A 19,056-nucleotide genomic window follows, 5' to 3' on the forward strand; every position below is an offset into this window, starting at 1 on the left:
CATCAAGTGGCATTTTTGACCGAATACGGCCTGTTTCTGGCCAAGACCCTCACCTTCCTGCTGGCCATCGGCGCCGTCATCCTGATGGTGGCGAGCAGCCGCCAGCCCAAATCCCGCAAGGGGGAACTGGTGGTGACGGATCTCTCCGGCGAGCTGGAGCAGGGGCGCCATCAACTGCAGGCAGCCCTGGCGGGCAAGGCCGAGCGCAAGCAGATGGAGAAGACCCGCAAGGCCGAGCACAAGGCCAAAGCCAAGGGGGAGGATGAGCGCAGCCGGCTGTTCGTCATCGACTTCAACGGCAGCATGGATGCCAAGGAAGTGGCCTCCCTGCGGGAAGAGGTGAGTGCCGTGATAGGCGTGGCCCGGCCCGGGGACGAGGTGCTGCTGCGCCTCGAATCCGGCGGCGGCGTGGTGCATGGCTACGGCCTGGCCGCCTCCCAGTTGCAGCGGCTGCGGGACAAGGACATCACGCTGACCGTGGCCATCGACAAGGTGGCGGCGAGCGGTGGCTACATGATGGCCTGCGTCGCGGACAAGATCCTGGCGGCGCCGTTCGCCATCGTCGGCTCCATCGGTGTCATTGCCCAGATGCCGAACTTCAACAAGCTGCTCAAGAAGCACGACATCGAATTCGAGATGCACACCGCAGGCCAGTACAAGCGCACCATCACCATGTTCGGCGAGAACGACGATCAGGGGCGGGAGAAGTTTCGCGAGGAGCTGGGGGCCATCCACGAACAGTTCAAGGCCTTCGTGGCCGAGCACAGACCCGGTCTCGACATCGACAAGGTGACCACCGGCGAGCATTGGCTGGCGAGCCAGGCCAAGCAGCTCGGACTGGTGGATGCGCTTTGCACCAGCGATGACTACCTGCTGGCCCAGGCCAGCCATCACAAGGTGGTCGGCATCCGCTACAGCAAAACAAGGAGCCTGACCCAGAAGCTTGGCAAGCAGGCGGCACTGGGGCTGGAGGCCGGCCTTGGCCGGCTGTGGCAGCAGAGCCCCTGGCGCTGAGAACCTGTTTCGAGCTTACTGCGAGGTCGTGATCAAGGCTCATGTGCTGCTCGGAATCCTCATGTGTATCTACACACTCCGGTTCCTGCGCTGCTCTTCACCTTGCTGACGATCTCTCGCTACAGCTCGTGAACAGGTTTTATAGCTCAGTGCAAAGAACTAAAAAGAGAGCCGGGCATTGCCCGGCTCTCTTTTTTTATTGCGTCGGCTCTGCAGGCCGATGGCGCACCTCAGCGTTGGAAGGGGTAGACGGAACCCAGTTTCAGGATCTGGGTCAGCTCGTCCAGGGCGGTGCGGGTCTCCAGCACCAGGGAGGGGTCGCGCAGATCGTCCAGCGCCAGGCTGTCGCGATAGTGCTTCTCGACCCACTGATCCAGGCGGGCAAACTGGCTGTCGGTGATGAGGCAGGCCGGGTTGACCGCGGCGAGCTCGGTGTCGTTCATGGCAACCCGCAGGCGCAGACAGGCGGGGCCGCCGCCGTTTCTCATGCTCTGCTTCACGTCCATGTAGTGGACGTCCTTGATGGGGGTGCCCTGGGTCACCAGCCTGGCCAGATAGGCGGACACCGCCGGGTTGTCGCGGCATTCGGTGGGGGCGATGATCGCCATCTCGCCGGATGGCAGGGTGAGGATCTGGGTGTTGAACAGATAGGACTTCACCGCGTCCTGCACCGACACCTCTGCAGTCGGTACCTCGATGAAGTGCAGCTCACCGTCGCCGAACTTGGTACGCACCTCGGCCAGCGCAGCCTCGGTATGGAGGAACGCCTGCTGGTGGAAGAAGAGCACGTTCTGGTTGCCCACCGCGATGACGTCGTTGTGGAACACTCCCTGATCGATCACGTCCGGGTTCTGCTGAATGAAGACCGCACTCTCATCCCCAAGGCCATGCAGGCGGGCGATGGCCTGGCTCGCCTCCAGGGTCTGCCGGGCCGGATAGCGTTTGGGGGCGGGCTGGGAGACGTCGAAGGCGCTGCGGCCATAGACGAACAGCTCGACCCCCGCTTCGCCATAGGCGCGGCACAGCCGGGTGTGGTTGGCGGCGCCTTCGTCACCGAAGTGGTCGTTCTCCGGCAGATGCTGGTGGTGATAGAAGTGGCGATCGTTGTTGAACACGGCCCGCAGGATGCGCCCGGTCACCTCGGGCTCCAGGGAGCGGTGGAACTTGTTGGTCAGGTTGGCGGGGGTGAAGTGGATGCGGCCATCCTGGGTGTCGGCGCTCGGGGAGACGGTGGCGGCGTTGGCGGTCCACATGCTGGAGGCGGAGTAGCAGGCGGCCAGCACGGCGGGGGCCTGTCTGGCCGCCTGGGCCAGGACGCTGGCGTCGTTGCCGGTGAAGCCCAGGCGGCGCAGGGTCGCGAGATCCGGCCTCTCCTGAGGAGCCAGCACGCCCTGCACCATGCCGAGGTCGGTCAGCGCCTTCATCTTGCGCAGCCCCTGCTTGGCCGCTTCCTTGGGGTTGGAGGCCTCTTTGGCGTTGCTCTGGGAGGCGACGTTGCCATAGGAGAGGCCGGCATAGTTGTGGGTGGGGCCGACCAGGCCGTCGAAGTTGACCTCGAAGTGCTTCATGATCACATCCTTTCGATTTTTATATGGGGAGCGGTTCCTTCCGCGCACAAAGCTGCGGTGTGCGGCCATTATAAAGAGATTTCATCCTTTGTAACAAGCTGATAACCAGAATGGGTTTTTATGTCACAAGGGTGGCTGGATATGTCATTTCCAATCTAAAAAAGGGGGGGATATAGCATAAAAACAAAAAAGCGGTTGCTTCCCGCGCCCCGGCTTCGCATTAATAAATAAAGAAGCAGGGCGGTTCGGGCTGTCGGGCAAATTGACCCGCAAGATTGCTTTTTCCCGTCAAATCTCTTATACAGCCCCACAAAACCGCACGCCAACCCCGTCGGGTGCAATGAGGATAATAGTTACAGCATGGGCAAATCACTGGTCATCGTGGAGTCTCCGGCCAAGGCCAAGACCATCAACAAATATTTGGGCAAGGACTACGTGGTGAAATCCAGCGTAGGCCACGTGCGCGATCTGCCGACCAGCGGCAGCGCCAGCACCGAGCCCAAAAAACCTGTCATTCGCGGCATCAAGCTCAGCGAATCCGAGAAGGCGGCCAAGGATCGCAACGCCCTGTTCTCAAGGATGGGCATCAACCCGACCGCAGGCTGGCAGGCCAACTACCAGATTTTGCCCGGCAAGGAAAAAGTGGTCAGCGAGTTGCAAAGTTTGGCCGCCAAGGCCGACACCATCTATCTCGCAACCGACTTGGATAGAGAGGGGGAAGCGATCGCCTGGCACCTGCGCGAGATCATCGGTGGCGACGACAGCCGCTACAAGCGCGTGGTGTTCAACGAGATCACCAAGAGCGCCATCCAGGAGGCGTTCGCCCAGCCGTCCGAGCTGAACATTCATCGTGTCAACGCCCAGCAGGCCCGTCGTTTCCTCGACCGAGTGGTGGGCTACATGGTCTCCCCGCTCTTGTGGAAGAAGCTGGCCCGCGGCCTCTCCGCCGGTCGGGTGCAATCCGTCGCGGTGCGCCTCATCGTCGACAAGGAGCGCGAGATCAAGGCGTTCGTGCCGGTGGAGTTCTGGGATCTCAACGCCGACCTGCTCACCGCCGAGAAGAGCGAGCTGCGCATGGAGGTGGTCAGCCGCAACGGAGCCGACTTCAAGCCGGTGACCCAGGCCGAGACGTTCGCCGCCGTAGCGGCCCTGGAAGGGGTCGACTACAAGGTGGTCAACCGGGAAGACAAGCCGACCGGCTCCAAGCCGTCCGCTCCCTTCATCACGTCCACCTTGCAGCAGGCCGCTTCTACTCGTCTGAGCTTCGGGGTCAAGAAGACCATGATGATGGCCCAGCGTCTCTATGAAGCGGGTTACATCACCTATATGCGTACCGACTCCACCAACCTCAGCAAAGAGGCGGTGGACGCGGTGCGGGAATACATCGGCGAGCAGTATGGTGCCGCCTACCTGCCGAGCGAGCCGAACCTCTACGGCGCCAAGGCCAATGCCCAGGAGGCCCACGAGGCGATTCGCCCCTCCAGCGTCCAGGTGACTGCCGAGATGCTGGAAGGGATGGAGCCCGATGCCATGCGGCTCTATGACCTCATCTGGCGCCAATTTGTCGCCTGCCAGATGACCCCGGCCCAGTACGACTCCTCGACCCTGACCGTCAAGGCAGGGGAGTTCGAGCTCAAGGCGCGCGGTCGCACCCTGCGCTTCGCCGGCTGGACCAAGGCCCTGCCGCCCATGGGCCGCAAGGGTGAAGACAGCCAGCTGCCGGCGGTGACCGTCGGCGAGGTGCTGAAACTGGTCAAGCTGGATCCGCGCCAGCACTTCACCAAGCCGCCCGCCCGCTTCACCGAAGCGGCTCTGGTGCGCGAGCTGGAAAAGCGCGGCATCGGCCGTCCGTCCACTTACGCCTCCATCATCTCCACCATCGTCGACCGTGGGTATGTGCGGGTCGAGAGCCGCCGCTTCTTCGCCGAGAAGATGGGGGAGATCGTCACCGACCGCCTGGTGGAAAACTTCGTCGAGCTGATGAACTACGAGTTCACCGCCAAGATGGAAGACAAGCTCGACGGCATCGCCGAGGGGAGCCTGGAGTGGAAGAAGGTGCTCGACGCCTTCTACGCCGAGTTCACCCAGGAACTGGAGCAGGCCGACAAGCCCCATGAAGAGGGGGGCATGCGTGCCAACCAGATGGTGCTGACCGATATCGACTGCCCGGATTGTGGCCGCAAGATGGGTATCCGTACCGCCACCACCGGCGTCTTCCTCGGCTGCTCCGGCTATGCCCTGCCGCCCAAGGAGCGCTGCAAGAAGACCATCAATCTGGTCAGTGCGGACGAGTTCGTCTCCGCCACCGACGGGGACGAGGCGGAAACCGATGCGCTGCGAGCCAAGCATCGCTGCGGGATCTGCGGCACCGCGATGGACGCCTACATCATCGACGACAGCCGCAAGTTGCACGTCTGCGGTCGCAACCCGGATTGCGATGGCTACGAGGTGGAGCAGGGGCAGTTCAAGCTCAAGGGCTACGAAGGGCCGAGCATCGAGTGCGATCGCTGCGGCTCCGAGATGCAGCTCAAGAACGGCCGTTTCGGCAAATACATGGGTTGCACCAACGAGAGTTGCAAGAACACCCGCAAGATCCTGAAAAATGGCGACATTGCGCCGCCGAAAGAGGATCCGGTACCCTTGCCCGAGCTGAAATGCACCCAGTCCGACGCCCACTTCGTGCTGCGGGACGGCGCTGCCGGCCTCTTCCTGGCCGCCAGCAACTTCCCCAAATCCCGCGAGACCCGTGCGCCCCTGGTGGAGGAGCTCAAGCGCTTCCGCGATCGCCTCTCCCCCAAGCACCAGTACCTGGCGGACGCCCCGGCGTCAGATCCTGACGGAAACGCCTCCGTGGTGCGCTTCAGCCGCAAGACCAAGGAGCAGTACGTGATGACCGAGGTCAACGGCAAGGCGACCGGCTGGACAGCCCATTACGACAACGGAAAATGGCAGGAGAGCCTGCCCAAGGCGAAGAAAGCCTGATGGCGACGCCGCTCACAGCATGATGAAAGAGGCCCCTTGCGAGGGGCTTCTTTGTTGGTGGATGGCGATATACTGGAATGGCTGCATGGATGGCAGCGCAAGACAGGGAGTTGTCATGGAGATACATGAAATACGGCCGGGCATGACCTGCCTGACCCGTGAAGGGACGGCCTATGTGCTGGAGGTGGACAGACAGAGTCTGCTGGTGCTCTTGCAACGGGAGGATGAGACCATCCCGGTACAGGTGCGCAGCGATGACATTCTGGGACCCATTGCCGGCGACTAGGGAAGAGAACGTGACGGAGGGCGACCAAAGAGGCCCTCCCTTTGTTGCAAGAGCCCCCATCCCTTCGGGGCGTGCCAGCCTCGTCAGAAGGGAACCAGAAAGAGCAGCTCGGCCAGGTCGGGCTGCCACTGCCACTCCCGCATCCTGACCCGCCCGCCAATCACGGGCACCCCCTCTTCCTGCAGCAGCCCCGCTTGCTTGTCAAAGCCTGCGGATCCTTTTGGCAGCGAAATGGTGCCTGCCGCCCCCAGCACCCGGTGCCAGGGCAGCACCTTGTCGGTCTCCCGCAAGACTTTTCCCACCAGTCGTGCCCGTCCGGGCAGGCCCGCGAGGTCCGCCACCTGGCCGTAGCTCACCACGCGGCCGGGGGGGATCAGGGCGAGGATCGCCTCAATGCGGGCCGTCTTGTCCAGAGGGGGCGCGTTCGTTTTCATGATGATGGCTCGTCAAAAACAGCAGAAGCGCCATTGTGGCGCTTCTGTCATGGGGCTTGCAATCTGTCAGCCGAAGGTCTGGCTCAGTCCCCTGAGCTCGCGGGCCCGCCTGAGCAGCTCCTGGCTGGAGTCGTCCACCGCCTGGATCTTCTGGCTGTTGGCGCGGGAGTATTCGGAGATCTGGTGGATGTTGCGGCTGATCTCCTCCACCACCACCTGCTGCTGCTCCGCGGCGGCGGCGATCTGGGTGGAGAATTCGGTCACCTGATCGATTTCACCCAGCACCAGGTGCAGGTTGCCTGATCCCTGGCGGGTCATCTCGACACATTCCCGGGTCTGGGCCAGGTTGTCCTGCATCATGCCCTGCCAGCGCTCCAGGGTGTGCTGGATCTGGCTGATGCTGCCCTGGATCTGCTCGGTCGCCTTGTGGGTACGGGTCGACAGGGTGCGCACCTCGTCCGCCACCACCGCAAAGCCGCGCCCCTGCTCGCCGGCCCGGGCGGCCTCGATGGCGGCGTTGAGGGCCAGCAGGTTGGTCTGCTCGGCGATGCCCTGGATTTCACCCATCACGCTGCCAATGCGCTCCGACTCGCTGGCGAGCTCCACCGCGGAGTGGAAGGCCTGCTCCGCCTGGCTGGCCAGCCTGGTCATCTGCTGCTGGGTCTGGTCCAGCTGTTCCACCGTGCTCTGGCAACTGCTGCGCGCCTCGGTCACCTGGCCGTTGGTGTCCTGGATGTTGCGGGCAATCTCGTGGGCGGTGCTGGCCATCTGGGTCATGGCGGCCGCCATCTGCTGGGTCTGGGCATCCTGCTCGTTGATGTCGAGGAAGGCGCGGTGTGAGGAGTCTTGCAGATCGGTTGCCAGGGCCTGAAGCGGATGGGTGGCATCGTCGACCCGCCCCAGCACGGTGCGGATCCGGGCCTGCAGCATCTTCAGGTGAAAATCGGCGATGGCACCCGGGGCATCCCCCGAATAGACCAGCCGGGTCAGGCTGTCATATTGCTGACCGAGCTGCCTGAGATAGCGGGGCAGGGCGATGAGTTCGCGCCAGTAGGCGCCCGCAATGGCGAGGGGGGGAAGCAGCATCAGCAGCGCGGTGAGGGGGCCCTGGGTGAGGGCGGCCCAGACCAGCAGCGCCAGCAGCGGCAGGCCGAGCATCAGCGGCCTGAAACGGCGCAGCGAGGGCCGGGCCGGGGTGCCCCGTTGCTCGGCCGAAAGCAGGGCCCGATAGGCCTGGGCGGCAGCCTGCTTGAGCTGGGGGTCGGGCTTGCAGCGCACCGACTGGTAGCCGCTTATCTTGCCGTGCTCGTAGATGGGGGTGACGTAGGCGTCGACCCAGTAATAGCGGCCATCCTTGCAGCGGTTTTTCACCACTCCCCGCCAGGGGTTGCCCTCCTTGAGGCGATCCCAGAGGTCGGCGAAGGCGGCCTTGGGCATGTCGGGGTGGCGAACCAGGTTGTGGTTGTGGCCGACCAGTTCATCGACCTGGTAACCGGCGATACGGCAGAAGGCGGGGTTGGCGTAGGTAATGACGCCGCGCAGATCCGTGGTGGAAACGAGTTGCACGTCGGCGGGAAATTCCACTTCACTGTCCACGACCTGGGCGTGTTTGCGGGCCATAAGGGTAAGCTCCGATCTGTTTGCTGATTGTTATTGTGGCGGAACCGCAGGGAGGTGCATCCCCTGTCTGGTTTCATCGGGGGCCTTATTTTGCCAACAAAGGCAGATGAAAAGTAGGGGCTAGGTTGGGTTTTTGTTGTCGATGGGTAAAAAAACGGCGACCAAAAGGTCGCCGAAAAGAAAAAGATAACACTACCTCTGTGGCACCCGGTAACGCACTTGCAACTGGTCGAGGATGTGCAGCTGGCCGGGCAGACGGGCGACGAAGTGCTCCCACACCTTGCGGGCGGGAGTGCTCCAGGCCACCTCTGCCGTGGCCAGCATGCGCGGGAACAACATGTAGTCGAGACGATCGCGAGAGGTGATCAGTTCCGACCACAAGGGGCTCAGCACCCCCAGGATGTTATCGTTGGCATGGAAATCGGCCGGGGCAGGATCGCATGCATGCACCTGCGCCAGGTTGAGGGTACCCGCCCAGTAGAGTCCCGGCTCGTGGATGTCCTGACTCCAGGCGAGATCCAGATAGAGGTGCTGGGCAGGCGCCATCACCACGGGGTAACCGGATGCGGCGGCATCCAGGCCGGCCTGGAAGCTGGTCCAGGCGAAGACGGTGGCCTCCCGGCTCACCTTGTCACCGTGCAGTATCTCCTCCCACCCCAGCATCTGCTTGCCCTTGCCAGCCAGGTAGTGCTGGCAGTGGCGCAGCAGGTGGCCCTGCAGCTCGCGGCAATCCTGATACCCCTGCTCGGCCATCAGCTGCTGGCAGGCGGGACTGTCGGTCCAGACGCCGGTGGGCACTTCGTCCCCCCCCATGTGAACCTGACTCCCGGGGAAGAGATCGCACACCTCGTCCATCACGGCGTCCAGGAACCGGTAGGTGCCGGGCAGGGCCGGGTTCAGCACGTTGTCGTCGAAATATTGCACCGAGAGGTAGCGGGAGCGGTCTGCCTCTTCCACCAGCAGCTCGGGCAGCGCCTTGATGGCGGCGTGACAGTGCCCCGGGATGTCTATTTCCGGAATGATGGTGATGCCAAGCCCGGCGGCGTAGGTGACCAGCTCGCGCACCTCGCTCTGGGTGTAGTAACCGCCATAAGGGTCGGGGCCGCCGCTCAGCTGGGGCCCCACCGCCAGGCCATGGCCGCGCCAGGCTCCCACGGCGGTCAGCTGGGGGAAGGCCTTGATCTCCAGGCGCCACCCCTCGTCGTCGGTCAGGTGCCAGTGGAAGCGGTTGAACTTGTAGAGGCTCATCTGTTTGAGCAGGCGCTTGAGGGTGGCGATGGAGTGGAAGTGGCGGGCACAGTCGAGGAAGATGCCGCGAAAACCGAAGCGCGGTGCATCCCGCACCGTCAGGCAGGGCAGGCTCTCTCCGTGTTGCAGCGCCCACTGGGCCAGGCTCACCAGCCCGTGGCGCCAGCCCGCCTCGCCGGCGGCCCGGATGACGATCTCCTCAGGGGTGATGGTGAGCTCATACCCCTCGGGGGGAAGTGTCGCCTCGACGAGGTGGATCTCCGCATCGTGATCCTGGGTCAGGGCCAGGCCTGTCAGCTCGTTGAAATGGGCTAGCAGGGAGGCGAGGGGAACGGGGCCGTCGACGTGGGCCCGCTCGGCCAGCCGGAAGTTGCCTTCTGTATAAATCAGGTGGGCGGGCTGGGGCACGAGGCCGTTGACGGCCTCCACCTGTGGCAGGTCGGGGCCCGGGGAGGGCGGGTTGGTCAGGCCAAGGTCTTCCCCCTCCAGCACCAGGGGTTGCAGCTGTCCCTTGCTCTCCAGGCTCAGGAAGAAACCCTTGGGCATATCGGAGTCATGCTTGAGCGGGGTGTTGCGACAGCAGAAGCGCAGCTCGCTCACCCCCTCGTGGGGCACCATGACCTTGTAACTGCCGCTCTGGCGCTCCAGAGCGCCCCCTTCGATCGAGTGGGGATCGATCTGGCGGGCGAGGCAGAAGTGGAGTTTCCAGGGAGTGGCCGGGAGTTGGCTCAGGGTGAAGCGAAACCAGACATCGTCACCGTCACGGTGATCGACCCGGGTGTGGATCAGGGGTGCGGACATGGGAATTCCTCTGATGGGGTGAAGGAAACGGGAACCTGTCCCGCAGGTGTTGTCGGCCCGACCAAGCTCAGGGATGCAGACATGGCAGCGCCTCCGTCCTGGCAAACAGGATGGCCCCCTCCAGCGCGTCGCGCTTGGGGGTGACCAGATGGAAGTGGCCCAGACGGGGGGCGAGGCGCGTGCCAATGCCGCCCAGCAGGGCGATCCGGTCTGCCCCGAGCTGGGTCATGCCCTCCAGCAGCATGCCGAGCTGGGCACAGGTCTCATCCAGCAGGGCGGTGGCGAGCTCGTCCCCGTCGCTCGCGGCATCGAAGACCCAGGGGGCGAAGCGGCCATAGTCGGCCGGGATGGCGCGGGCGGCCCAGCGCACCACCTCGGCCTGATCCCGCTTGAAGTGATCCATCAGGCGCACCGCCAGGGTGCTGGGGGGCAGGATGCCGTCGTGGCAGAGCAGGGACTGCTGGATGGCGCGCAGCCCCAGCCAGGCGCCGCTGCCGAGATCCGAGACGGGGAAGCCGCGACCCGAGCAGGTGCGAAGACGTCCCTCCCGGTAGATGAGCCCCGCCGAGCCGGTGCCCGCGATCAGGATGGCCCCCTCCTGGCCGTCGAAGGCGCCGAGGCAGGCACCAAAGGCATCGGAGGTGAGCTTCACCCGCGCAAACGGGAAGGGCATGGTCAGCATGGCGTGGTAGCAGTCGGCGAGCTCGGCGGAGGCGAGTGCGAGCCCGACTCCCATCCGCTGTTCGCTCTCCCTGGGCAGACCCGCGTCGATGCGGGCCTGATCGATGGCAGCCAGCACATGGCCGTGGGCGAGGGCGATGCCCAGCTCCAGATTGGAGCCGGCGGCGCGCCCCTCGCCGAGCAGCTTGCCTGCGTTGTTGCGAATGCGGGCCCGGGTGTGGGTGCCGCCGCCGTCCACCCCGACCCAGAACTCAATCATGGGGGCCTCCCTGCGCGCTTTGCCAGGTGATGGCCAGGGTAAACCTGGCTGGCGGTATGGAGGATCCAGGGCTCTCCCCGGTGCCAGTGATGTGTGAACCGCTCTCAATCATGGTGGCCTCCTTGTGCGCTCTGCCAGGTGATGGCCAGGGCGAACCAGGCGGCGTGCGGGATCCATTGCTCCCCCCAGCGCCAGTTCTGATCCAGCCGATCCTTGTACGCCTCTGGAATAAAGGCCACGTCATTTTCGTCATCGAAGCCGGCGGTGATGCCGTTGCAGATCCCCCCCTGTGCATTGGGGTAGCCGGCGGTGTATTCCGGGTTGTTGATGCCCTGACCCGCCAGCATGCAGGTGTTGAAGGGGTTTCTCCCCAGGATCCAGTCGAGCTGCTGCTGGCCGAAGGTGCGCAGCAGTGCGCTCTGCCCGGGCAGGTGCTGTGCGGCAGCAAACGCCATGGTGGCGAGCGACGCGAGGCGAGCGTTCTCCCCTTGCCACCAGTAACCGGATTCGTTGTGGTGGGGCATGAAAAAGCTCACCCGGGGCGCCTCATCGACCCCTTTCACATACTGGCGGGCGAGGGCGAAGGGATTGCCTGCCCGAGCCGCGAGGGCCAGCTCAGCGGCCAGGGCCTGCTCGGCGACGGTCCTGGCCGCCCACTGGCGCGCCGGATCCGGCTCGATGGCGAGATACTCCAGCAGCGCCAGCACCGGCAGGCCCGCCTCGGCGGCGTGGTAGTAGGGGCGAGAGCCATCGTCGTTGGCGGCCCAATGGTGGCCGAGATCGGGGTGGGCGCGCTGGCGGGCGCACAGCCGGCCGGCCCGATCCCGTGCCTCGGCGAGCCACTCGGCGCCCAGCGTTCTGGTGAGCTCGACCGCCGCCAGCAGGGCGCAGTAGTCGTCGATGATGTTCTCGACCCCGTCGTCCAGGTAGGCGAGGTTGTGCTCGCGCAGGTGCAGGTAGCCGCGTCTGGCCGCGTCGGCGTACTGGCTTGTGTCAAGGTCGCCGCCACTCGGTTCCCGGGCGGCGCGGGCCAGGGCGGCGATGGCCATGCCACCCCCCTGGCGAAAGCCCGCCTGCCAGCGGGCGGACTTGATCCCCTGCTGGGTCGCATAGGCGCACAGCTCCCGCTGCTCGGGATCCTTGCTCCACTTGTCGAACAGGGTCATGTAGAAAAAGCCGCGCTCGTCCTGCATCCGGCAGAGAAAATCCGCCCCGTGCAGCCCCTCGTCATTGAGCCGTTTGCACAGGTTCATCCCGTCGATGTCGCGACGTGTCGCCAGGAGTTCCCTGCACTTGAGCAGGGACCAGACCACCATGGGGGTCTGCTGGGGATTGAGGTAGTTGGCGTAGGAGAGGTGACTCAGGTACTTGCTCATGTCGCCGCTGGCGTCGAACCAGCCGCCATGTACGTCCCGGCGCTGATCGGTGCCAAAGAGGCGTGCCCTGCGGTCCGCCCGGTCGAAGGTGCCGCTGGCGCGTTGCCCCTTGAAGTAGTGGATGACATCGGAGAGGCAGCGGCGCGCCAGCAGCCCCCGGCCGATGGCAAAGGGGGTGGAGCGCACCAGGCGCTCCTGCGCTCCCGTGGTCACGATGGCCTCCAGCCGGTAGTGGCCGGGCTCGGTGAAGGCGGAGAAATCGGCCCGCCAGTAGTGGCGCCCCTGCCAGCCGGGGACGCATCCCGCCGCCACCAGCGGCGTCTCCAGCAAAAGGTGGTCGTCCTGCTGGCGCAGCAACCTGACGTGGCCGCGGATATCGAGGTCGGCGCCGCACTGCAGCAGGGCGCTCTTCTCCCCGTCACATTCGTAACCCACCTGGTTGATCAAAAGTTCCATCAAGGTCTTACTCCGAAGGCTCGCCCCTGGCGGGCGAGGCTCATTGCGGGGCCTTGCGGCCCCGACGCGAGGCATGGCCGGGCGACGGCGCCCGGCCGCGGGCCTGCTTACCCCTGCTCGTGGAGGTAGCAGCGCACGAAGTGGTTGTCGGCGAGCCGGGTCACCGGGGGCAGGCTCTCCTTGCAGCGGGGCATGGCCTGATGGCAGCGCCCGGCAAAGGGACAGCCACGGGATTCCGGGGTCCAGAGCGGGATCTCCCCCTTGCGGCCTCCCTCCAGCTCGGCGTGGATGCTCTTCTCGGGATCCGGCACCGCCGAGATGAGCAACTGGGTGTAGGGGTGCTGGGGGTGGTGCAGGATCTCGTCCACCTCTCCCCACTCCACCATGTGACCCACGTACATCACCGCCAGATCTTCCGCCACGTAGCGGGCGGTGGCGATGTCGTGGGTGATGTAGAGCATGGAGACGCCGAGCTCGTTCTTCATCTGCTCCATCAGGTTGAGGATGCCGATGCGAATGGAGACGTCTAGCATGGAGGTGGGCTCGTCCGCCAGCACCACTTCCGCCTCCACTGCCAGGTTGCGGGCGATGTTGACCCGCTGGCGCTGGCCGCCGGAGAGCTGGTGGGGGTACTTGGCCGCGGTGGCCTTGGCGGGGGTCAGCCCCACCTTTTCAAGGAGGCCATAGACCATGTCGGGCAGATCCCGCTTGTCGCTCACCTTGCTGTGCAGCAGCAGGGGGCGGGCGATGTGGTGGTAGATGGTGTGGGTCGGATTCAGTGAACCGAACGGATCCTGCCACACCATCTGCACGCTCTGGCGATAGTCCAGCAGGGCGGTGCCCTTGTTGAACTCCTCCAGGTCGCGGCCACGGTAGAGGATGCGGCCGTTGGAGAGCTTGTACATCTTGGCGATGATCTTGGCGATGGTGCTCTTGCCGGAGCCGGATTCCCCCACCACTGCCAGGGCGCGGCCCCGGTGCAGGTTGAAGGTGATGTCGGACAGCGCCCGCATCTTGCCGCTCTTGATGGCGTTGGAGTTGACGGCGAAGTCCTTGTAAAGGTGCTGGACCTCGATGATGGGCGCGTCGGTTTGGGCGATTTGCATGACAGACATCCTTAACAGCCAGCGGCCTTGTCCAGATGGATCGGAAGATCCGGTTGTTCCTCTGCTGCCTCATGAAGGTGGCAGGCAGCCTGTTGGCCGGGCCGGATCTCGGCCAGCCGGGTGTATTCCTGGCGGCAGCGCTCGTGCACCTTGGCGCAGCGTGCCTGGAAGCGGCAGCCCACCGGCACCTCCAGCAGGTTGAGGGGGCTGCCAGGGATCCCCTCCAGCACGGTCTTGGGCCCGTGCAGGGGGGGGAAGGAGTTGCCAAGGCCCCGGGTGTAGGGGTGCAGGGGCGCGGTCAGGATCGCCTTGGCCGGCGCCACTTCCACCAGTTCCCCCGCGTACATGATGCCGATGCGATCACAGAACTCGACCATGAGCGAGAGGTCGTGGGTGATGAAGAGGATGGAGAAGTTGAACTTCGCCTTGAGCGCATAGACCTTCTGCAAAATCTCCCGCTGCACCACCACGTCGAGCGCCGTGGTGGGCTCGTCCATGATCAAGAGCTCGGGGTTGAGGGCCATGGCGATGGCGATCACCAGCCGCTGGCGCATGCCGCCGGAGAACTGGTGCGGGTAGTCCTTGAGCCGGCTCGGGTGGATGTCGACTATCTCCAGCAGCTCCTGGGCACGCTTGATCGCCTCATAGCGGGTCATGCCGGGGTTGTGGGCCAAGAGCACGTCGCAGAACTGCTCCTCCATGCGCAGCACGGGGTTGAGCGCATTCATGGCGGACTGGAACACCACGCTCGCCTGGCGCCAGCGGTAGCTGCGCAGTCGCTCGTCGTCGAAGCCGAGGATGTTCTCTCCCTTGAACAGGATCTCGCCGCCGCTGATGTAGGCGGGCGGTTTGTGCAGGCGCGCCACCGAGAAGGCGACCGTGGACTTGCCGCAGCCGGACTCGCCGGCGAGGCCGAATACCTCACCCGGCATGATGTCAAAACTGACCGAATTGACGGCGCGCACGTCGCCGCTCTCGGTGATGTAGTCGACGCAGAGCTGGCGCACCGACAGCAGGGGTTGTTGCGGCTTCATGCTGTCTTCTCCTGAGCAGTGATGGGAGTGGCAAGCTGCTTCCAGCGACGCAGGCCCTTGTGGGAACGAAGCTGCGGGTTGGCGATTTCGTCGATGGCGAAGTTGAGCATGGCGAGGCCCGCCCCCAGGGTGGCGATGGCGAAGCAGGGGGCCAGGATCTCCCACCAGGCGCCCACCAGGATGGCGCTCGAGGTCTGGGCGTTGTAGAGCATGATGCCCCAGCTCACGACGGTGGGGTCGCCAAGGCCCAGGAACTCCAGGGTCGCCTCGGTGACGATGGCGTAGATGATGGACCCGATGAAGCTCACCCCGATGATGGAGATGAGGTTGGGCAGTATCTCCACCAGGATGATGCGCCAGGCCGGTTCACCCAGCACCTCGGCGGCGATGACGAACTCCTTTTCCCGCAGGGCCAGGGTCTGGGCGCGGATTACCCGGGCGCCATAGGCCCAGGAGGTCAACCCTATGATGAGGGCGATGACCATGGGGGAGGCCTCTCCGATGAAGCTTGCCAGCACCAGCAACAGGGGGAGGTTCGGGATCACCAGCACCACGTTCATCAGGAAGGTGAGGCACTCGTCCACCACGCCGCCGAAGTAGCCGGCGGTGATGCCCACCGTGATGGCCAGGGCGCACACCAGCAGGCCTGCCCCGAAGCCCACCATCAGGGAGATGCGGGCGCCGTTGGTGAACTGGGCCCAGAGATCGTGGCCCATGCGGTTCGATCCCATCACCAGCTCCACGCTGGGGGGCTGGTGGGGGCGGGCGACCCGCTTGGTGGGTTCGTTGCTGGCGAGCAGCGGGGCGAACATAGCCATCAGCACGAAGGTGACCACGATGGCGAGGCCGAAGGCGGCCTTCTTGTTGCCCAGCAGGATTTTCAAGATAGTCGGCATACGCATCTTATTTGCCTCCTGTACGCAGACGGGGATCCAGGAAGACGTAGAGCACGTCTGCCAGGAAATTGAAGCTGAGCATGGTGATGGTCATGATGAGCAGTTGCCCCTGGATGAGGGGGTAGTCACGGGCCAGGATGCCCTGATAGAGGGTCAATCCCAGGCCGGGGTAGTTGAAGATCACCTCGGTGATGAGGGATCCGCCGATGACGAAACCGAGTGCCATGGAGAGGGCGGTGACGCTGGGCAGCACGGCGTTGCGGGCGCCGTAGTTGAAGATCACCCGGTTGCTGGAGAGCCCCTTGGCCTTGGCCATGGTGATGTAGTCCTCGCCCAGGAGGTTGATCATGTTGTTGCGCATGGTGATGAGAAAGCCCCCTACCTGCACCGCGGCCAGGGTGCCCACCGGCATGATGGCGTGCAGCAGGATGCTCTTGATGTGTTCCCAGCCAAAATCGGCGGGGATCTCGGGGCTGTAGGCGTAGCCGATGGGCAGCCAGCCGAGGCTCACTCCGAACAGGAAGAGGGCGAGCAGGGAGACCACCACGGGGGGGATGGCCTGCATCACCAGAGTGAGCGGGGAGAGGATGCTGTCCATGCGTCCGCCCCGGTACCAGGCGGCGAAGATGCCGACGATGGAGCCGATGGAGAAGCTCAGAATGGTGGAGGTGCCCACCAGGAACAGGGTCCAGCCGATGGCGCGGCCGAGGACGTCGGCAACCGGTTGGGGGTAGTAGCGCACCGAGGTGCCGAGATCCCAGGTGAAGACGCTCTTCACATAGGTGAGAAACTGGGTGCCGATGGGGCCGTCCACGAAACCGAAGGTGGCTTTGAGGGCTTCCAGTGCGGCGGGTTCCATCATGGCGCCGGCCCGGGCAAACATGACGGAGACGGGGTCCCCCGGCATGGCTCTGGGTAGCAGGAAGTTGATGGTGGCGGCCACCAGGAAGGCGACCAGATAGAAGGAGAAGCGTCTAAGTATAAATCCCATGGTGATACCTTTTACTGCAAGCCTGCCCCGCGCCGGGCAAAGCTCCCCCAACCCCGGCAGGTGCGGGGGATGGAAGACATGGCGGGGAAGAGGGCCCCCCGCAGGGGGCCGGGGTGATTAGCTGTTTGGCTTGAGTGACAGCACGTGCAGCAGACGCTCCGGAGTGTCCGGGTGTACCTGCGGCTTGGCGACCGGGTTGTCGGCACTGAACCAGCCATTGAAGCGCTTGGTGCTGTATTCGTACCAGGTCGGGTTGTTGAACACCGGGATGATGGTCTGGTTGGCCCCGACACGCTCCTGGATGGCGAACATGATCTCCTTCTGCTTGGCCGCATCGGCGGTCTGGGTGAAGTCGTCGATCAGCTTGTCGAGCTCGGGATCCTTGTAGCGGGGCGCCGCGAAGCGGTTGCCGCGCTCACCCATGTTGCGGGAGTGGAAGGCGGTCTCGAAGTACTTGTGCGGGTTGGCACCGGCAAAGTAACCCTGCAGGGCGACGTCGAAGTCACCGGTGATCAGGGACTCGGTCCAGACGGTGGCTTCCGGGGTGGCGGTCTTGGCGTTCAGGCCCAGGGCCTGCAGGCCTTCGACCCCGATCTGGACGGTGTTGACCCAGTCGGTCCAGCCGTTTGGCACCAGCACCTTGAACTCGATCTTCTTGCAGCTCGGGGTGTCGAGGAACTTGTCGCCGTCACAGTCCTTGTAGCCCGCCTGTTTCAGCAGGGCCTTGGCCCCTTCCAGGTCGAACTTGTTGTACTTGCCGTACTTCTTCTCGACGTCCGGGTTGTCCCAGGAAGCGAATGCCTTGCCAAGCCCTGACGGGTACTCGTTGACGGTGGGGTAGCCGTAGCCTGCGATGTCCACCATGGACTGGCGGTCCATTGCCATCGAGAAGGCGCGGCGGAAGTTGATGTCGTTGAAGGCTTCGTGGTTGCCCGGGTTCTTGCTCTGGAAGTTGACGTTGAACGCCACTGTGCCGGAGGCGGGGAACCAGTACTTGTTGTTCTTGGGATCGTTGCCGACGTAGAGACGCTCGATGTCCGGCACGAAGGAGCCGAACCAGTCCACGTCACCCTTCATCACGGCGGCCAGTACCTGGTCGTTGGTGGCCATCTGCGGCATGCGCAGGCAGTCGATGGAGAGGCTGGCGTTGTCCCAGTAGTGCGGGTTGCGGCACTGGGTGTAGAGCTGGGCGGAGAAGTTGTCCACTTCGGTGAAGGGACCGGTCCCGACCGGCTTGTCGTTGGTGAAGGCCACCGGGTCTTTCACTGACTTCCACTGGTGCTCCGGCACGATGGGCACCAGCACCAGGTCGTTCACCACGTTGGTGTTGATCTCGGCCAGGTCGAATTTGACCTTGTGGTCACCCAGCTTCTCGACACCCTTGATCTGAGTCCAGATGGAGCGCTCGTCCAGCGCCTTGTTGGCCTTGACCAGGTTGAAGGAGAAGAGGATGTCGTCGGCGGTGAAGGCTTCACCATCGGACCACTTGACCCCTTCGCGCAGGTCGAAGGTGACGGATTTCAGATCATCGCTGAAGGCGTAGTGGGTAGCCAGACGATAGACGGGTTTGCCACCCTGCATATCGTTGAAGATCACCAGCGGCTCATAGATGAAGTGACGGGTGGTGTGGAGCAGACCCGCTTGCAGGAAGGGGTTGAAGTTCTTGACCCATGCGGTTTCCTGCTGGGCAACCAGGGTCAGCACCGTCTTGTTGTCGGCGGCCATGGCTGTGCCGGTGGCACCGGCGAGCAGAGTTCCCAGCATGACTGAGGTTGCGATTTTGGATACTTTGGCAAGCATATTTTTTCCTTTCTTATTGGTCTTCCATGGTTTTGGAATGGAGCACCGACATCGCATGCTTGGATACCGGCCCTCGCTGTTGGTCAGGTTTTGCACCCTTGTAGTTGTGTCGTCCAACGCCCTTAGAAAAGCAGAATTAACAGGAAAACAACAACTCTTCATTTCGTCGATATCGTAAAAATTGCACGGCGCACGTCATTATCGTCAAAATGCATTTTAAATCCTTTTAAATTATAAAGTTGCATTAATTCTCACAAAGTAAAAAGTCACCTTGCCACTCCCTGTGACAACGATAATGTGAGCTGGATCGTGCTCGTTTTTTCCCCGTTGACACGGCTTATTTTTGCGCAGGAAACAAGCGGCTCATGTGGCAGGAGAGAAGTGTGCGCTGGTTCACGGGCGCGTGCGAAAAGAGCAAGGGGAGGGAGATCGGTGATGAGGGGCGGGACAGGGGATGACAGGGGGGCATGCAAGAGCCTGACGGGCGGCGGACATTAAAAAAGC

The 19,056-nt window shown here is 63.8% G+C and carries 14 protein-coding genes; 3 read left to right on the forward strand and 11 right to left on the reverse strand.

Features of this window, described 5'->3' with window-relative positions; all coding sequences use genetic code 11:
• The first annotated feature begins 6 nt into the window (after positions 1-6).
• Positions 7-1,014 carry a protease SohB gene (gene sohB, locus AB5Y53_RS17150; protein ID WP_368182659.1) on the forward strand — a complete coding sequence of 336 codons (1,008 nt, stop codon included), beginning with the start codon at positions 7-9 and terminating at the stop codon, positions 1,012-1,014.
• A gap of 230 nt (positions 1,015-1,244) precedes the next feature.
• On the opposite strand, the gene astB is transcribed toward sohB, so the two are convergent.
• A complete protein-coding gene (gene astB, locus AB5Y53_RS17155; protein WP_045525189.1) occupies positions 1,245-2,582 on the reverse strand; it encodes an N-succinylarginine dihydrolase in 1,338 nt (445 codons plus the stop codon).
• A gap of 360 nt (positions 2,583-2,942) precedes the next feature.
• Between astB and topA the strand changes: the two genes are divergently transcribed.
• Complete coding sequence (topA, locus tag AB5Y53_RS17160; RefSeq protein WP_010673895.1) at positions 2,943-5,564, forward strand: type I DNA topoisomerase; 2,622 nt, start codon at positions 2,943-2,945, stop codon at positions 5,562-5,564.
• Positions 5,565-5,679: 115 nt separating this feature from the next.
• Entirely contained in the window at positions 5,680-5,850 is a 171-nt protein-coding gene (locus AB5Y53_RS17165) for a hypothetical protein (RefSeq protein ID WP_164882955.1), read from the forward strand.
• Between the two features lie 83 nt (positions 5,851-5,933).
• Here AB5Y53_RS17165 and AB5Y53_RS17170 read toward each other — a convergent pair whose 3' ends face one another.
• The 10 genes from AB5Y53_RS17170 to AB5Y53_RS17215 all read right to left on the reverse strand — a co-directional run bounded on the left by AB5Y53_RS17170 (position 5,934) and on the right by AB5Y53_RS17215 (position 18,552).
• On the reverse strand, positions 5,934-6,284 hold the full coding sequence (locus tag AB5Y53_RS17170; protein WP_368182662.1) for an MGMT family protein: 351 nt from the start codon (positions 6,282-6,284) through the stop codon (positions 5,934-5,936).
• 66 nt (positions 6,285-6,350) lie between these two features.
• Positions 6,351-7,904 (reverse strand): PAS domain-containing methyl-accepting chemotaxis protein, encoded by a 1,554-nt coding sequence (locus AB5Y53_RS17175; protein WP_041212609.1) that lies wholly within the window; start codon positions 7,902-7,904, stop codon positions 6,351-6,353.
• A gap of 192 nt (positions 7,905-8,096) precedes the next feature.
• Complete coding sequence (locus AB5Y53_RS17180) at positions 8,097-9,953, reverse strand: beta-N-acetylhexosaminidase (RefSeq protein ID WP_368182664.1); 1,857 nt, start codon at positions 9,951-9,953, stop codon at positions 8,097-8,099.
• A 67-nt stretch (positions 9,954-10,020) separates the two neighbouring features.
• Complete coding sequence (locus AB5Y53_RS17185; protein WP_264786841.1) at positions 10,021-10,893, reverse strand: BadF/BadG/BcrA/BcrD ATPase family protein; 873 nt, start codon at positions 10,891-10,893, stop codon at positions 10,021-10,023.
• A gap of 104 nt (positions 10,894-10,997) precedes the next feature.
• The gene (locus AB5Y53_RS17190; protein WP_368182666.1) at positions 10,998-12,725 is read right to left on the reverse strand and encodes a glycoside hydrolase family 9 protein; all 1,728 of its coding nucleotides are present in this window, start codon (positions 12,723-12,725) and stop codon (positions 10,998-11,000) included.
• A gap of 107 nt (positions 12,726-12,832) precedes the next feature.
• Positions 12,833-13,831 (reverse strand): ABC transporter ATP-binding protein, encoded by a 999-nt coding sequence (locus AB5Y53_RS17195; RefSeq protein WP_039040529.1) that lies wholly within the window; start codon positions 13,829-13,831, stop codon positions 12,833-12,835.
• A gap of 11 nt (positions 13,832-13,842) precedes the next feature.
• On the reverse strand, positions 13,843-14,865 hold the full coding sequence (locus tag AB5Y53_RS17200; RefSeq protein ID WP_041215596.1) for an ABC transporter ATP-binding protein: 1,023 nt from the start codon (positions 14,863-14,865) through the stop codon (positions 13,843-13,845).
• Complete coding sequence (locus AB5Y53_RS17205) at positions 14,862-15,767, reverse strand: ABC transporter permease (RefSeq protein WP_368182668.1); 906 nt, start codon at positions 15,765-15,767, stop codon at positions 14,862-14,864. Before AB5Y53_RS17205 ends, AB5Y53_RS17200 begins: the two co-directional genes overlap by 4 nt.
• Position 15,768: 1 nt before the next feature.
• Positions 15,769-16,752: an ABC transporter permease gene (locus AB5Y53_RS17210; protein ID WP_010673905.1), complete on the reverse strand. Its 984-nt coding sequence runs from the start codon at positions 16,750-16,752 to the stop codon at positions 15,769-15,771.
• A 117-nt stretch (positions 16,753-16,869) separates the two neighbouring features.
• Positions 16,870-18,552 (reverse strand): ABC transporter substrate-binding protein, encoded by a 1,683-nt coding sequence (locus AB5Y53_RS17215; RefSeq protein ID WP_010673906.1) that lies wholly within the window; start codon positions 18,550-18,552, stop codon positions 16,870-16,872.
• Positions 18,553-19,056: the final 504 nt, after the last annotated feature.

This window comes from Aeromonas sp. R7-5, assembly GCF_040908015.1.
GTDB classification, from domain to species: Bacteria; Pseudomonadota; Gammaproteobacteria; order Enterobacterales; family Aeromonadaceae; genus Aeromonas; species Aeromonas caviae.

What these genes read in the sequence shown, in the direction of transcription:
- astB (WP_045525189.1), bottom strand. Translation starts at nt 2,582, where the DNA reads ATGAAGCACTTCGAGGTCAACTTCGACGGCCTGGTCGGCCCCACCCAC.
- topA (WP_010673895.1), top strand. Translation starts at nt 2,943, where the DNA reads ATGGGCAAATCACTGGTCATCGTGGAGTCTCCGGCCAAGGCCAAGACC.
- AB5Y53_RS17165 (WP_164882955.1), top strand. Translation starts at nt 5,680, where the DNA reads ATGGAGATACATGAAATACGGCCGGGCATGACCTGCCTGACCCGTGAA.
- AB5Y53_RS17170 (WP_368182662.1), bottom strand. Translation starts at nt 6,284, where the DNA reads ATGAAAACGAACGCGCCCCCTCTGGACAAGACGGCCCGCATTGAGGCG.
- AB5Y53_RS17175 (WP_041212609.1), bottom strand. Translation starts at nt 7,904, where the DNA reads ATGGCCCGCAAACACGCCCAGGTCGTGGACAGTGAAGTGGAATTTCCC.
- AB5Y53_RS17180 (WP_368182664.1), bottom strand. Translation starts at nt 9,953, where the DNA reads ATGTCCGCACCCCTGATCCACACCCGGGTCGATCACCGTGACGGTGAC.
- AB5Y53_RS17185 (WP_264786841.1), bottom strand. Translation starts at nt 10,893, where the DNA reads ATGATTGAGTTCTGGGTCGGGGTGGACGGCGGCGGCACCCACACCCGG.
- AB5Y53_RS17190 (WP_368182666.1), bottom strand. Translation starts at nt 12,725, where the DNA reads ATGGAACTTTTGATCAACCAGGTGGGTTACGAATGTGACGGGGAGAAG.
- AB5Y53_RS17195 (WP_039040529.1), bottom strand. Translation starts at nt 13,831, where the DNA reads ATGCAAATCGCCCAAACCGACGCGCCCATCATCGAGGTCCAGCACCTT.
- AB5Y53_RS17200 (WP_041215596.1), bottom strand. Translation starts at nt 14,865, where the DNA reads ATGAAGCCGCAACAACCCCTGCTGTCGGTGCGCCAGCTCTGCGTCGAC.
- AB5Y53_RS17205 (WP_368182668.1), bottom strand. Translation starts at nt 15,767, where the DNA reads ATGCGTATGCCGACTATCTTGAAAATCCTGCTGGGCAACAAGAAGGCC.
- AB5Y53_RS17210 (WP_010673905.1), bottom strand. Translation starts at nt 16,752, where the DNA reads ATGGGATTTATACTTAGACGCTTCTCCTTCTATCTGGTCGCCTTCCTG.
- AB5Y53_RS17215 (WP_010673906.1), bottom strand. Translation starts at nt 18,552, where the DNA reads ATGCTTGCCAAAGTATCCAAAATCGCAACCTCAGTCATGCTGGGAACT.